Source organism: Pseudomonas sp. WS 5079, assembly GCF_012985465.1.
GTDB lineage: Bacteria > Pseudomonadota > Gammaproteobacteria > Pseudomonadales > Pseudomonadaceae > Aquipseudomonas.
In genome coordinates this window covers 62,481-77,385 of record NZ_JAAQWN010000003.1, presented here as the reverse complement: position 1 = coordinate 77,385, position 14,905 = coordinate 62,481, and the positions used below count along the sequence as shown (strand labels likewise).

The following is a 14,905-nucleotide window of genomic DNA, read 5'->3' as shown; positions in this document are numbered from 1 at the left end:
AGGCGCCGCATCAACCCTGCGCCATCTCCCGCAACCGCAGGGCATCAAGTATCTCAATCTCCCCATACCCCAACCGCACAACGCCCTGCTCTTGCAACGCCTTGAGCAGCGCATTGATCGTCTGGCGCGACACACCCAGCATCGCCGCCAAATCTTCCTGCGCCAGTTGCACCACGCGCCGCGAGCCGTCGATCTCGCCATAACCCTCGGCAATCATCCACAACCGATGGGCCACCCGCACCGACGCCGGCGCAAGGCTCAACTGCTCGATATTGATAAAGGTCAGCCGCAACTTCTGGCTCATCAACAACGCCATGTCCCGCCAATAGGCCGGGCTTTGCGCAAGCAAGTGCAGGATCGCCGACTGCGGCACCTGCAACAGCGTGCAAGGCCCGACCGCACAAGCGTCATGGGTGCGTGGCAGGCCGTCGAACACGGCGATTTCGCCAAACCAGAAGGGCGCTTGCGCCAGGCTCAACAACGCCTCCTTGCCCTGGGCGCTCACTGCGCTGATGCGCAGGCTGCCATCGAGCACCGCATACAAGCCACATGGCGGATCACCGCGCTTGAACAGCACCTGCCCCGCCGCCAGCTGCCGCACGCGGGCGTGGGCCAGCAGGCTATGCTGCAAGGGAGCAGGCAGATGGCGGTACCAGTGGCCGCTGGACAGGCGCCCATGCCAAGACTCTGCGTCCATGAGAACTCCAAAGATTGTCGCCCAGTTGACAGTTTGTCGCAGTCCTACAGGGCATGATCAAGCATCCTACAGGAGGAATAACAATGAAAAGCCTCGTCGACCACCTCAGCCAATACGCCGCCTACCACCGCGACCCGCGCAACATCGCCAGCCACTTTATCGGCATCCCCATGATAGTGGTGGCCGTCGCCGTGCTGCTGTCACGCCCCGAATGGCAGGTGGCCGGCCTGTGGCTATCACCGGCGGTGCTGCTGGCGCTGTTTTCTGCAGGGTTCTACCTGCGCCTGGAACTGGCGCTGGGGGTGTTGATGAGTGTGCTGATGGGCCTGTCGGTCTGGGCTGGGCATGTGCTGGCGGCGCAAAGCACGCTGGTGTGGCTCAGCAGCGGCATCGGCCTGTTTGTGCTGGGCTGGGTGATCCAGTTTGTCGGCCATTACTACGAGGGGCGCAAGCCGGCCTTTGTCGATGACGTGTCCGGGCTGATCGTCGGGCCGCTGTTTGTGGTGGCGGAGTTGGCGTTTTTGCTGGGGTTGCGCCATGAGCTCAAGCGGCAGATTGAAGAGCGGTCGGGGCCGGTGCGCGCGCTCGCTCGACACACACCTGTGTAGGCGCTGGCTTGCCTGCGATAGCATCACTGCGGTGTGACTGATACACCGAGGTGTCTGCATCGCAGGCAAGCCAGCTCCTACAGGTGATTGGCAGGCCAGAGACTTAGGCTTTTTGCCAGACCTTGGGTTTGAAGAACAACGTCTCGCCCCGCTCCAGCCCGGTCAGGCTGTCGTGATCCTTCACCACTTCCGCTTCGATCAGTTCGCTCTGGCCTTCGACCTTCAGCGTGACCCGCGTGGTAGCGCCCAGCGGGCGGATGTCGCGCACTTGCGCAGCGTGGTGGTCTTCCAGTTCATGGCGTGACAACGACACTTCGTGCGGGCGGAACAGCAGGTGCTGGTCTTCGCCCAGGTGCAGGCGGTTGGAGTCGCCGAGGAAGTGATAGACGAAATCGCTGGCCGGGTTTTCGTAGACGTCGCCCGGCGAGCCGATCTGCTCGATCACGCCTTTGTTCATCACCACGATCCGGTCGGCAACTTCCATGGCTTCTTCCTGATCGTGGGTCACGAACACCGAGGTCAGGTTGATGTCCTCGTGCAGGCGGGCCAGCCAGCGGCGCAGCTCTTTACGGACCTTGGCGTCCAGGGCGCCGAAGGGTTCGTCGAGCAGCAGCACCTTGGGCTCCACCGCCAGGGCGCGGGCCAGGGCGATCCGCTGGCGCTGGCCGCCGGAGAGTTGTTCCGGGTAGCGATCCGACAACCAGTCCAGTTGCACCATGTTCAGCAGTTCGTGGACCTTGGCGGCGATCTGGGTTTCGTTCGGGCGCTGGCTCTTAGGTTTCATGCGCAGGCCGAACGCGACGTTGTCGAACACGGTCATGTGGCGGAACAGCGCGTAGTGCTGGAACACAAAACCGACGTTGCGATCACGCACATCGTGGCCGGACACGTCTTCGCCGTGGAACACGATGCTCCCGGCATCCGGGGTTTCCAGGCCGGCAATGATGCGCAGCAAGGTGGTCTTGCCGCAGCCGGAGGGGCCAAGCAATGCCACCAGCTCGCCACTCTGGATATCCAGATTGATGCTGTCCAGGGCCTTGAAGGCGTTGAAGTTCTTGCTGACGTTACGGACTTCGATCGACATGACTTATTCCTCAGCCGCACCGGCGCGCAGGCGGTTAATACGGTTCTCGCTCCACTGCTTGAGCAGCAGGATGAAGAGCGCCAGGATCAGCAACAGACTCGCCACCGCAAACGCGGCGACGTGGTTGTATTCGTTGTAGAGAATCTCGACGTGCAGCGGCAAGGTGTTGGTCACGCCGCGAATGTGGCCGGACACCACCGACACCGCGCCGAACTCACCCATTGCCCGCGCAGTACACAGCACCACGCCGTAGATCAGGCCCCACTTGATGTTGGGCACGGTGACATGCCAGAACATCTGCCAGCCATTGGCGCCCAGAAGGCGCGCGGCTTCTTCTTCCTGGGTGCCCTGCTCCTGCATCAGCGGGATCAACTCACGGGCCACGAACGGCACGGTGACGAAGATCGTCGCCAGCACGATGCCCGGCAAGGCGAAGACGATCTGGATATCGTGATCCTGCAACCACGGCCCAAAGAAGCCCTGGGCACCGAACATCAGCACGTAGACCAGGCCGGCGATCACTGGCGAGACCGAGAACGGCAGGTCGATCAGGGTCACCAGCATGCTCTTGCCACGGAACGAGTACTTGCTCACGCACCAGGCCGCACTGACGCCGAATACCAGGTTGAGCGGCACCGAGATCAGCACCGCAATCACCGTCAGCTTCAAGGCCGACAGCGCGTCGGGCTCAAAGATCGCGGCAAAGAACGCGCCCAGGCCGAGCTTGAGGCCCTGGGACACCACGATAAACAGCGGCAACAGCAAAAACAGGGCGAAGATCAGCCAGCCAAGGCCGATCAGGATACGGCGCGAAACCGCACTGCCACGGCGGGCAGCGTTGGCCGAAGACGCGGCGGAAATAGACGATTGGGACATGTTCCGCGCCTCCTTATGGGTGTTCGATGCGCCGCTGCAACAAGTTGATCAGCAGCAGCAGGACAAAGGAAACCACCAGCATCAGCACGCCGATGGAGGTAGCGCCGGTGTAGTCGTATTGGTCGAGCTTGACCATGATCAGCAGCGGCAGGATCTCGGTTTTCATCGGCATGTTGCCGGCAATGAAAATCACCGAGCCGTACTCACCCACGCCACGGGCAAACGCCAGGGCAAACCCGGTCAACCAGGCTGGCAGCAGCGCCGGCACGAGGATGTAGCGGAACACCTGCAAGGGCTTGGCGCCCAGGCAGGCGGCGGCTTCTTCGATTTCCCGGGGGATATCGGCCAATACCGGCTGCACGGTGCGCACCACAAAGGGCAGGGTGACGAAGGTCAGGGCCAGGGTGATGCCCAAAGGGGTGTAGGCGATCTTGAAGCCCATGTCGGTGGCGAACTGGCCGACCAGGCCGGACGGCGCGTACAGCGCAGTCAGCGCAATACCGGCCACGGCGGTGGGCAGGGCGAACGGCAGGTCGATCATCGCGTCGATAATCTTGCGCCCGGGGAAGGTGTAGCGCACCAGCACCCACGCCAGCAACGTACCGATCACGCCGTTGATCAGCGCGGCGTACAGGGCGGTACTGAAGCTCAACTTCAAGGCTGCCCAGACCCGCGGCGCCGAGATGATGGCCCAGAACTGATCCCAGGTGAGTTGGGCGGCATGGACGAACATGGCCGCCAGCGGTATGAGCACAATCAGGCTGAGGTACACCAAGGTGTAGCCCAGCGTCAGCCCGAAGCCGGGTATGACGGGGGAGATACGACGCGACATAAAAGTCCTTGGTTAACAGTTCAATACCACTGCAGGAACGAACTCATGTGGGAGCGGGCTTGCTCGCGAAAGCGGTGTGTCAGTCACTAAATGCGTTGACTGGCACACCGCTTTCGCGAGCAAGCCCGCTCCCACATAAGTCGCATTCCACAGGGAGGCCGTGTTGGTTATTGGGCAGTGTAGATCTGGTCGAACACGCCACCGTCGTTGAAGAATTTCGGTTGGGCAGTTTTCCAGCCGCCGAAGTCTTTGTCGATAGTCACCAGGTCCAGTTTCGGGAACTGCTGGGCGTATTTGGCGGCCACATCCTTGTCACGCGGGCGGTAGAAGTTCTTCGCCGCGATCTCCTGGCCAGCCGGGCTGTACAGGTGGTTGAGGTACGCCGTGGCAATTTCGGTGTTGCCCTTTTTCTCGGCATTCTTGTCGACCACGGCCACGGGTGGCTCGGCGAGGATCGACAGGGACGGCACGATGATGTCGAACTTGTCAGCGCCGCCATCTTCCTTGAGGGCCAGGAACGCTTCGTTTTCCCAGGCCAGCAACACGTCACCCTGACCGTTGTTGACGAAGGTGATGGTCGAACCGCGAGCACCGGTGTCGAGGATCGGCACGTGCTTGAACAGCTCTTTCACGTATTCCTGGGCCTTGGCTTCGCTGCCACCGGCCTTGAGGCCATAAGCCCAGGCCGCGAGGAAGTTCCAGCGGGCGCCGCCGGAGGTTTTCGGGTTTGGCGTGATCACCGATACGTCATTTTTGATCAGGTCGCCCCAGTCCTTGATGCCCTTGGGGTTGCCCTTGCGCACCAGGAACACGATGGTCGAGGTGTATGGCGTGCTGGCTTCAGGCAGGCGGGTCTGCCAGTTCTCTGGCAGGGTCTTGCCCAGCTTGGCGATTTCGTCGATGTCGCCGGCCAGGGCCAGGGTCACCACGTCGGCGCGCAGGCCGTCGATCACCGCCCGGCCTTGCTTGCCCGAACCACCGTGGGACTGCTGGATCTTCACGTTGTCGCCAGGGTGTGCCTTCTTCCAGAAAGCCGTGAATTCAGCGTTGTAGTCCTGGTACAGCTCACGGGTCGGATCGTAGGAAACGTTGAGCAGCTCGTAATCCTTGGCCACTGCGGAACCAGCAAACACGGCGCTGGCCAGGGCGGCCAGGGCATAACGGCGAATCGACGACATAGACAAGCTCCTGAAATTCTTGGGTGTTGGCTTTTCTTATTAGTACGGGTCCCGCAATCGAAGCGCCGTGTTGCCTCAGCTCGGTTTGTTGCCCGGGCTCTGCAAGCGGAATTTCTCTTTGCGTTCGATCTGCACCACTTGTGCGTTGTGTACGGTGATTTCCACTGCGCCAAAACGCAGGTCACGCAATGCGCTTTGGATCTCGCGCAAAATGGCTGCTTCGTCCTGGCCGTCAACGCTGCGTAGAGATGCGCTCATGGTCGTGCTCCTGAAATGAGAAGTGCCTGGCAGTGGCGGCACTGCTTGCGGCGTGAGAGCGATAGTAGATAAGCGCGGATATTCTTAAAAATACTATTTAAGAATGTTTATATAACCAGAAAGAATTTTCAGGCAGGACACGACGTTAAGGCGTACGCAGATGCAAATGTGGGAGCGGGCTTGCCCGCGAATGCGGTGTGCCAGTCACCGAATTTGCTAGCTGACACACCGAATTCGCGAGCAAGCCCGCTCCCACATTTACTGTATTTCAACCCCAGATAGAGGTCAGTGGATGGCGGGTGCCCTGGCCCAATCGATGTCAGCCGCCAGCATCGGCCGGCCAAACCAGTAGCCCTGGCCAAGATCGCACTGGTGATTCAACAGGAACCGCGCCTGTTCCATCTGCTCGATGCCTTCGGCGTGTACTTGCATGCCCATGCTCTGCGCCAGGGCGATGACCACCCGTACAATCGCCGCATCGTCTTCATCCCACGGCAGGCCGGCGACGAAGCCCTGGTCGATTTTCAGCTTCTGCACCGGCAACCGCTTGAGGCGCAGCAGTGACGAATAGCCCGTGCCGAAGTCATCGATCGCCAGGCTCAGGCCCAGCTCGCGCAGGCGGTGAAGTTGCTCCAGGGCCATTTCCGGGTCGTCCATCACCGCGCTTTCGGTGACTTCCAGCTCCAGTTTCGCCGGATCCAGGCCGGTTTCATGCAGCACCTTGGCCACCTGCTCGTACAGTTCGTGGCGGGCAAACAGGCGGCTGGAGATATTCACCGCCAGGAAGGACAGGCCCCGGCCCTCAGCCAGCCACCGGCACATCTGCCGGCAGGCCTGGTCCATGACCCAGGCATCGATCTCGGCGATCAGCCCGGTGCGCTCGGCAATCGGGATAAATTCTGCTGGCGGCACCAGGCCGCGCAATGGGTGCTGCCAGCGCACCAGGGCTTCCACGCCAATCATCTGGCTGGTTTGCAGGTCGTGGACCGGCTGGTAGTAGACCCGCAGCTCTTGCTGATCGAGGGCGCGGCGCAGCTCATTGCCGATCTCGATCCTGTGCTGGGCGTGGGCGGTCAGCTCCTCGGTGTACAAGGCGTAGCCTTCGCGCCCGGAGCTCTTGGCCTTGAACAACGCGGAGTCTGCGTTGCGCAGCAATTGTTCGGCACTCAAGGCGTCGCTGGGGAACAGGCTGATGCCGATACTGACGCTGACAAACAACTGGTGACCATCGAACACAAACGGCTGCTTCATGCCGTCGATGATGCGCTGGGCCAAGGCGGCCGCCTGGACCACCTGTGGACAACTTTCCGCCAGCACCGCGAATTCATCGCCGCCCAGGCGCGCCAGGGTCACGCCCGGACCGAACAGGCCCTGCAGGCGCTCGCCCACGGCCTTGAGCAACTGGTCGCCGACATTATGGCCAAGGCTGTCGTTGATGATCTTGAAGTGGTCCAGGTCCAGCATCAGCAGCGCGCAGCCACGCTTGTGGATCTGCGCCGAGGCCAGCGCCTGTTCGGCGCGGTCGGTGAACAGCAGGCGGTTGGGCAGGTCGGTCAACGGGTCGTGGTGGGCCAGGTGGGCCAGTTCGTGCTCGGAATGCTTGATGGCACTGATGTCGGAAAACACCGCCACGTAATGGCTGACCTGGCCCTGGTCGTCATGGATGACGCGGATGGTTTGCCACTGTGGATAAATTTCCCCGCTTTTACGTCGGTTCCAGATCTCACCGCTCCATTCCCCGTCTTGATTGAGGGTACGAAACATCTGCTCATAAAAAGCCGGCGAATGGCGGCCGGACTTGAACAGGCTCGGCTGACGGCCCATTACGTCATCCACCTGGTAACCGGTGATTTCGATAAAGGCGCGGTTGACGTGGACAATCCGCCCGCGAGCGTCGGTGACCAACACCCCTTCGCGGGTGCAATCGAACACCGCCGCCGCCTGGCGCAGGCGTTCGCGGTTTTCCTTCAAGGGTTGCTGGATGCGATGAACGCGGGCGCTGCGGGCGCACAACAGGAAAATAAACAGGGCGCTGAGGGTCACCCACAGGTAGCCGCGCAGCATCTGCCAGTGGACCATTTCCGTCGGTTCATCGATGAAATTGATAAATACCTGCTGGCTGAGCTGGATCCACAGGACGGAAAGCAGCAAGTACACCAGCCCTGCACGTAGGGCACCTCGGTATGAAAGCAGCATATAACTAGTAATCCTTACTAAAAAACAGAATCGCCCTACAAAGGCTGCGGATTATAGAATAAGTAACATCTCGTCACTCCTATTCAAAAGGGCGACTGGTTTTATCTGTAGGCTTAGTGATAATGCGTCAGCTGTTCTTTTCTTTATCTGAGGGCCATACAGCCTATGTGGTACAACGGTTTTCTTGACTTGTCAGCCTGGCAACTGGTGGCAGTCACTCTGTTGATGACCCACGTGACCATTATCGGCGTCACGGTCTATCTACACCGCTATTCAGCCCACCGCTCCCTGGAGCTCAATGCCGGCCTGAAACACTTCTTCCGCTTCTGGCTGTGGCTGACCACGGCGCAGAACACCCGCGAGTGGACCGCTATCCACCGCAAGCACCACGCCAAGTGCGAAACCGTCGACGACCCCCATAGCCCGGTGATCAAGGGCCTGTCCACGGTCCTGCGTAAAGGTGCCGAACTGTACCGCGCCGAGGCGGAAAACCCCGAGACCCTGCGCATCTACGGCAAGAACTGCCCGGACGACTGGATCGAACGCAAGCTCTACACCCGTTATCCGCTGCTGGGCGTGGCCCTCATGGGCGTCATCGACGTGCTGCTGTTCGGCACCATCGGCATCACCATCTGGGCGATCCAGATGATGTGGATCCCGTTCTGGGCCGCCGGCGTGATCAACGGCCTGGGCCATGCCATCGGCTATCGCAACTTCGAATGCCGCGACGCGGCGACCAACCTGGTGCCGTGGGGCATCATCGTCGGTGGCGAAGAGCTGCATAACAACCATCACACCTACCCCAACTCCGCCAAGCTGTCGGTGAAGAAGTGGGAATTCGACCTGGGCTGGGCCTGGATCAAGGTGTTCAGCTTCCTGCGCCTGGCCAAGGTGCAACGCGTCGCACCGATTGCCCACCGGGTCGAGGGCAAGGGCCATCTGGACATGGACACCGCCATGGCGATCCTCAATAACCGCTTCCAGATCATGGCCCAGTACCGCAAGTTGGTGATCGCGCCCCTGGTCAAGCAGGAGCTGGAGAAGGTCGATCATTCGGTACGCCACCAGTTCCACCGGGCCAAGCGCCTGCTGTCACGGGAAACCAGCCTGCTGGATGAGCGCCACCATCTGCGCATCCAGGGCATGCTGGAACACAGCCAGGCCTTGAAAGTGATCTACGAAAAGCGCCTGGCGCTGCAACAGATCTGGCTCAAGACCAGCAGCAACGGGCATGACATGCTCGCCGCCATCAAGGAATGGGTGCATGAGGCCGAGGCCAGCGGGATCCAGTCCCTGCGCGACTTTGCCCACCAGTTGAAAACCTACTCCCTACGCCCCAGCGCCTGACACGGTAGGAGCCGGCTTGCCGGCGATGAGGCCTAGTTTCAAGGCCGCCATCGCTGGCAAGCCAGTTCCTACAAGGCCCAGGTACATTTCAAGCCAGCCCCACAGTTTTTTGGCGCCATTTCACAGTCACCGAACATTCCGCCTCAATCGCGACTGATAACGGAACTTAGCTGCAATTCCCCTCTCTCAAACAACACTTCGCCATCCTGGCGGGCCTTGTTTTGACTGCTGTTCAATGCTGCGGCATGTCCAGAGAGAATTGTGCCGATGGTCCACGAAACGGACTCCCCTACCTCCACCACACCTGATTCGACGGATACGTCGCGACCGGCAGCTGCCGCGACCCTACTGGCGTTGATGCACGCCCAGGGCGAAGTGGAGCGCCTGAGCGAGCGCGAACAGTTGTTGAGCTCACTGCTGGTGAGTGTCAACGCCGTGCTCTGGGCCATCGAGTGGGAAACCCGGCGCGTGCTGTACGTCAGCCCCGCCTATGAGCGCATCTTCGGGCGCTCGGCCAGCCTGCTGTTGGCCGAGCACCGCGGCTGGCGCGACAGCATCCACCCCGAAGACCAGCAGTACGCCGAGCACAGCCTGGCCCAGGTGCTGGAGCTGGGTGCAGTGGAGGATCGCCAGTACCGCATCATCACTGCAGACGGGCAGATCCGCTGGCTCAGCGACAAGTGTTTTACCAACCAGCAGGCCACGCCGGGAAAGCCGCTGATTGTGGTGGGCATCGCTGAAGACATCACCGAAAAAAAGCACCTGGAGCTCGAACTGCAACGCCTGGCCACCACCGACGTGCTGACCCGCAGCAGCAACCGTCGCCACTTCTTCGAGTGCGCCCATCACGAATTCGAACGCGCTTGTGCCCAAGGCCTGCCGCTGGCCTTCCTGCTGCTCGACATCGATGATTTCAAGGCCATCAACGACACCTACGGCCACTTGGAGGGCGATCAGGTGTTGCTGCGTATCGCCGAGAGCGGTCGCGGGGTGTTGCGCCGTGGGGACCTGTTCGGGCGCATTGGCGGCGAAGAATTTGCCGCGGTACTGCCCGGATGCGCCCCGGAAAGGGCCATGCAAGTCGCCGAACGCCTGGGCCAGGAAGTGCGGCAACTGGGCTTCAGCCATGAAGGCCAACCCTATAGCGTGACCGTCAGCCAGGGCCTGGCCAGCCTCAGCGCCGAAGATGCAACCCTGGACAGCCTGTTCGCCCGGGCCGATGCAGCCATGTATGAAGCCAAGCGCCAGGGCAAGAACCGGGTGATTGCCGGCTGAATGCCTGCCCTTTCACGGCGCTAAAAAAAGCGCCTGGACCACCGCCATCGCGGGCAAGCCCGCTCCCACAGGGGATCTCGACCAGGCGAGAATTCTGGATACCCCACAAAACCAATGTGGGATCTCGACCAGGCCGGGAATTTTGGACGCACCACAAAACCAATGTGGGAGTTGTCGAGCTTCAGCGAGGCTACGATGGCGGCGGCACATTCAGCATTGTGGCTGCCTGACACAACGCCTACCCAGGCTTGCGGATGCGCGTGAGTTCTGAAAACCCCACCTTGAGCAACCGCGCCGTCTTGCCCTTGGCCAGCGCCTCGACCCCTTCATGCTCGGTCAGCCCCGCCAGTTGCGCCGCCATATTCATCACCAGCGCTTCGCGGGAATACACCCCGCCTTCCAGGGAGTAGATCGCCGCGACCAGTTGGCGCAGCTCCAGGGGCAAGCGCCAGCGCGTACGCAGCGCCGAGCCATAACTGGCGCCAAAGGTGGACAACGACTCGCCAACCAACTCATCGTCCAGTTCGCCACCACCCTGGCGCCACTCCTGCAAACTGCGCAGCAGGGCCAGGTCGCCCAGGCGATGGAGAATACCGGCGCTGTAGCAGCGCTCGTGATCCAGGTCGAGCATGCGCGCCAAGGCGCGGGCGTATTGCGCAGTCTGCTGGGACAGTTGCCAATGACGTTCGGCGTACTCCATCAAGACTGCATCGCTGAGGATCACGTTGTGCTTGAGGGCCAGGCCGAGGATCAGGTTCATGCTCTGCCCGGCCGCCAGCTTATGCAGCGCCATAGACAGCGTCTGCACCGGCGTGCCGTGCTGGCCGGCGCTGTTGGCGGCGGCGATCAGCACGGCGGTAATCTGTGGATCAACCTTGACCTGTTCTTCCAGCTGCTTAAGGTCCAGCCCCTGCGGCGCGAGGCTGCGTTGCACGGCGGCTTTTACGTCAACCCGCAGCGGCGCGCCGTCCGACAGCTCGCGACGCTGCTCCAGGAACACCGGCAAGGACATGCCCGCCGCCAGGGCCGGGATTTCGCAATACACCGTCTGGCCTTCGTTGAGCAGCAAGTCCTGCAGGCGTTGCGTAAGGCCTTCCATGTTCAAAGGTTTGGTCAGGTAGGCGGTGGGCGCCAGCGGCAACGCTTCGCGCACGCTGGCGCCGTCATTGCGCGCACTCAGCAGGATAAACGGCAACGCCGGCACCCGTCGACGCTGACGCACACTGCGCAACAGGCTCAGGCCATCAACGCCCGGCAGTTCCCAATCGGCAATGATCAAATCGTAAGGTTTATCTCGCAACAACTCGGCGGCTTGCTGCCCGTCGGCGCACACATCCAGCCGCGCGTCGCAGCGCACATTCAACAACACCTGCTTGAGCAGATCCCGCGACCAGGGGTCGGTTTCGGCAATCAGCACTCGGGGTACAGCAGGTAAATCAACAGCAGTCATGCAGCACGCTCCATCGGCAATCCTTGCACATTAGACAAAGGAAGCGCCTGCGTACAATGAACAAGGCCTGAATAGCTGCACAGCCCACAAAAAAACCCGCCGAAGCGGGTTTTTTCTGTCGATCAGGTCAGCCTGCGCCTACAGCTCAGAGAAGCACTCTTCGATGATCGCCAAGCCTTTGTCCAACTGCTCATCCGGCGAGGTCAGCGGGACCAGCACGCGCAACACGTTGCCGTAGGTGCCGCACGACAGCAGGATCAGGCCCTTGTCACGCGCCTTGGCCACTACCGAGGCAACCGCCGCAGCGTTCGGCTTGTGGCTGTCGCCATCCTCGAACAGCTCGACCGCGATCATCGCGCCCAGGGCACGTACTTCACCGATCACCGGGTACTTGGCCTGGATAGCCTTGAGGCCGGTGACCAGACGCTCGCCAACCGCCTTGCAGCGGTCCAGCAGGTGCTCTTCTTCGAACACTTCCATCACGGCCAGGGCCGCGGCGCAAGCGATCGGGCTACCGGCATAGGTGCCGCCCAGGCCACCCGGGGCGATGGCGTCCATGTATTCGGCCTTGCCGCACACACCGGCCAGCGGGAAGCCGCCCGCGATGGATTTGGCGAAGGTGGTCAGGTCGGCGGCGACGCCCATCTGCTCCATGGCAAAGAAGGTCCCGGTACGACCGGCACCGGTTTGCACTTCGTCGGCGATCAGCAGGATGCCGTGCTTGTCGCACAGTTCGCGCAGGCGCTTCATGAAGGCTTTAGGCGCGACGTAGAAACCGCCTTCGCCCTGCACCGGCTCGATGATGATGGCAGCGATGTCACGCGGCTCGGCATCGTTTTTGAAGATGCGTTCGATGCTGGCGATGGAGTCGTCGATGCTCACGCCGTGCAACTCGTTCGGGTACAGCGCACGGAAGATGCCACCGGGCATCAGGCCCATGCCAGCGGAGTACGGCACGACCTTGCCGGTCAGGCCCAAGGTCATCATGGTGCGGCCGTGGTAGGCACCGGTGAAGGCGATCACACCGGCACGGCCAGTCGCGGCACGCGCAATTTTCACGGCGTTTTCAACGGCTTCGGAACCGGTGGTGACCAGCAGGGTTTTCTTGGCGAAATCACCTGGGACCTTGGCGTTAACTTTTTCGCACAGCTCCACGTACGGCTCGTAGGCCAGGACCTGGAAGCAGGTGTGGGTCAGCTTGTTCAGCTGTTCGGTCACGGCCGCGATGATTTTCGGGTGCAGGTGACCGGTGTTCAGCACGGCGATGCCGCCGGCGAAGTCGATGAACTCGCGACCTTCAACGTCAGTCACGGTGGCGTTCTTCGCGGATTCGGCGAAGATCGGGTGAATCTGGCCAACACCGCGCGGTACAGCGGCTTCGCGGCGTTTCATCAAGGAAGCGTTGGTCTTGTTGCTCATAAAGTCCTCATTCGCCACTCATCGGGTGGCGTGGTCCAAGGATTACGTGGCGGGGAGGCAACTACGGCAGCATGCGATGATCGACTGCCACAGCTTTCCCGGCCACTTCGAATAACGGTGTGAAACACGCAAAGGGACAGCGCTCTCGTGCCCTTTGCGTTTGCAGCGATACCTTGCCGGTTAGATGCCCAGGCAGAGGTATTTGATTTCCAGGTAGTCCTCGATCCCGTACTTGGAGCCTTCACGGCCCAGGCCCGACGCCTTGATACCGCCAAACGGCGCCACTTCGTTGGAGATCAGCCCGGTGTTGACGCCGACCATACCGTATTCCAGGGCCTCGGCCACACGGAACACACGACCTAGGTCGCGGGCATAGAAGTAGGAGGCCAGGCCGAACTCGGTGTCGTTGGACATCGCGATCACTTCGGCTTCGTCTTTGAAGCGGAACAGCGGCGCCAGCGGGCCGAAGGTTTCTTCCTTGGCCACGGCAGCGTTTTTCGGCACGTTGGTGAGGATGGTCGGCTCGAAGAAGTTGCCTTGCATGACCTTGCCGCCTGCCAACAGCGTCGCGCCTTTACTCAGGGCATCGGCGATGTGTTCCTGGACCTTGGCCACGGCTTTTTCATCAATCAGGGGACCGGTGGTGGTGCCTTCTTCCAGACCATTGCCGATCTTCAACTTGGCCACGGCCACCTTGAGTTTTTCAGCGAACGCGTCATACACCGAATCCTGGATGTACAGGCGGTTGGCGCAGACGCAGGTCTGGCCGTTGTTGCGGTACTTGGAGATGATCGCGCCTTCGACGGCCTTATCCAGGTCGGCGTCGTCAAACACGATGAACGGCGCGTTGCCGCCCAGCTCCAGGGAAACTTTCTTGATGTCCTTGGCGCATTCGGCCATCAACTGGCGGCCGATTTCGGTCGAGCCGGTGAAGGACAATTTACGCACGGTCGGGTTGCTGGTCAGCTCGCTGCCGATATCGCCAGCGCTGCCGGAGACCACACTGAACACGCCGTTTGGAATCCCGGCACGCTGGGCCAGTTCAGCCAGGGCGAACGCCGAGAACGGGGTTTGCGACGCAGGCTTGAGGACCATGGTGCAACCGGCGGCCAGGGCCGGGCCGGCTTTACGGGTGATCATCGCGGCCGGGAAGTTCCACGGCGTGATGGCGGCGGTGACGCCGATCGGCTGCTTGATCACGATCAGGCGCTTGTCCGGCTGGTGGCCAGGGATCACGTCACCGTAGATACGCTTGGCCTCTTCGGCGAACCACTCGATGAACGAAGCGGCGTAGACAATTTCGCCCTTGGCTTCGGCCAGCGGCTTGCCCTGCTCCAGGGTCATCAGGCGCGCCAGGTCATCCTGGTTCTCGATAATCAGCTCGAACCAGCGACGCAGCTTGTTCGCACGGTCCTTGGCGGTCAGTGCGCGCCAGGCCGGCAAGGCCTTGTCGGCAGCTTCGATGGCACGACGGGTTTCGGCGGCGCCCATCTTCGGCACGGTGCCCAGGATCTCGCCAGTCGCGGGGTTGTTGACCTTGATCGTTTGACCGTTGTCCGCATCGACCCAAGCGCCATCAATAAAGGCTTGCTGGCGGAACAACTGGGTGTCTTTAAGCTGCATGTCGGCTTTCCTTAACAGCACCGCGCGCGCGCGGGGCAAATTAGAGTTGTTGAAAGGCGCCT

At 61.4% G+C, this 14,905-nt stretch carries 13 protein-coding genes; 3 read left to right on the top strand and 10 right to left on the bottom strand.

The genetic code is table 11. The features are described 5' to 3' along the window. Positions 1-10 precede the first annotated feature (10 nt). Positions 11-697, bottom strand: coding sequence for a Crp/Fnr family transcriptional regulator (locus HBO05_RS09130; protein ID WP_170058191.1), 687 nt, complete (start codon positions 695-697; stop codon positions 11-13). An 83-nt stretch (positions 698-780) separates the two neighbouring features. On the opposite strand from HBO05_RS09130, the gene HBO05_RS09125 reads away from it, so the two are divergent. Further along, positions 781-1,305, top strand: a complete 525-nt coding sequence (locus HBO05_RS09125; protein WP_169953944.1) for an Mpo1-like protein — start codon at positions 781-783, stop codon at positions 1,303-1,305. A gap of 103 nt (positions 1,306-1,408) precedes the next feature. Here HBO05_RS09125 and HBO05_RS09120 read toward each other — a convergent pair whose 3' ends face one another. From HBO05_RS09120 to dibA, 6 genes are all read right to left on the bottom strand, one after another. Next, positions 1,409-2,389 carry a sulfate ABC transporter ATP-binding protein gene (locus tag HBO05_RS09120; protein WP_169953945.1) on the bottom strand — a complete coding sequence of 327 codons (981 nt, stop codon included), beginning with the start codon at positions 2,387-2,389 and terminating at the stop codon, positions 1,409-1,411. Between the two features lie 3 nt (positions 2,390-2,392). Next, on the bottom strand, positions 2,393-3,265 hold the full coding sequence (gene cysW / locus HBO05_RS09115) for a sulfate ABC transporter permease subunit CysW (RefSeq protein ID WP_029299486.1): 873 nt from the start codon (positions 3,263-3,265) through the stop codon (positions 2,393-2,395). Positions 3,266-3,278: 13 nt separating this feature from the next. Beyond that, complete coding sequence (cysT, locus tag HBO05_RS09110) at positions 3,279-4,097, bottom strand: sulfate ABC transporter permease subunit CysT (protein ID WP_029299485.1); 819 nt, start codon at positions 4,095-4,097, stop codon at positions 3,279-3,281. Positions 4,098-4,264: 167 nt separating this feature from the next. After that, the gene (locus tag HBO05_RS09105; RefSeq protein ID WP_169953946.1) at positions 4,265-5,275 is read right to left on the bottom strand and encodes a sulfate ABC transporter substrate-binding protein; all 1,011 of its coding nucleotides are present in this window, start codon (positions 5,273-5,275) and stop codon (positions 4,265-4,267) included. Between the two features lie 75 nt (positions 5,276-5,350). Continuing rightward, entirely contained in the window at positions 5,351-5,533 is a 183-nt protein-coding gene (gene oscA, locus HBO05_RS09100) for a sulfur starvation response protein OscA (protein ID WP_029299482.1), read from the bottom strand. Between the two features lie 285 nt (positions 5,534-5,818). Further along, positions 5,819-7,729: a phosphodiesterase DibA gene (dibA, locus tag HBO05_RS09095; protein WP_169953947.1), complete on the bottom strand. Its 1,911-nt coding sequence runs from the start codon at positions 7,727-7,729 to the stop codon at positions 5,819-5,821. Between the two features lie 165 nt (positions 7,730-7,894). Here dibA and desA point away from each other — a divergent pair, with 165 nt between their 5' ends. After that, the gene (gene desA / locus HBO05_RS09090) at positions 7,895-9,076 is read left to right on the top strand and encodes a delta-9 fatty acid desaturase DesA (RefSeq protein WP_169953948.1); all 1,182 of its coding nucleotides are present in this window, start codon (positions 7,895-7,897) and stop codon (positions 9,074-9,076) included. Positions 9,077-9,343: 267 nt separating this feature from the next. After that, on the top strand, positions 9,344-10,351 hold the full coding sequence (locus tag HBO05_RS09085) for a sensor domain-containing diguanylate cyclase (RefSeq protein ID WP_169953949.1): 1,008 nt from the start codon (positions 9,344-9,346) through the stop codon (positions 10,349-10,351). Between the two features lie 238 nt (positions 10,352-10,589). Here HBO05_RS09085 and HBO05_RS09080 read toward each other — a convergent pair whose 3' ends face one another. From HBO05_RS09080 to gabD, 3 genes are all read right to left on the bottom strand, one after another. Further along, positions 10,590-11,801, bottom strand: a complete 1,212-nt coding sequence (locus tag HBO05_RS09080) for an HDOD domain-containing protein (RefSeq protein ID WP_170058193.1) — start codon at positions 11,799-11,801, stop codon at positions 10,590-10,592. 138 nt (positions 11,802-11,939) lie between these two features. Beyond that, complete coding sequence (gene gabT, locus HBO05_RS09075; protein WP_169953951.1) at positions 11,940-13,220, bottom strand: 4-aminobutyrate--2-oxoglutarate transaminase; 1,281 nt, start codon at positions 13,218-13,220, stop codon at positions 11,940-11,942. A gap of 180 nt (positions 13,221-13,400) precedes the next feature. Then, positions 13,401-14,843 carry an NADP-dependent succinate-semialdehyde dehydrogenase gene (gene gabD, locus HBO05_RS09070; protein ID WP_099170293.1) on the bottom strand — a complete coding sequence of 481 codons (1,443 nt, stop codon included), beginning with the start codon at positions 14,841-14,843 and terminating at the stop codon, positions 13,401-13,403. Positions 14,844-14,905 lie beyond the last annotated feature (62 nt).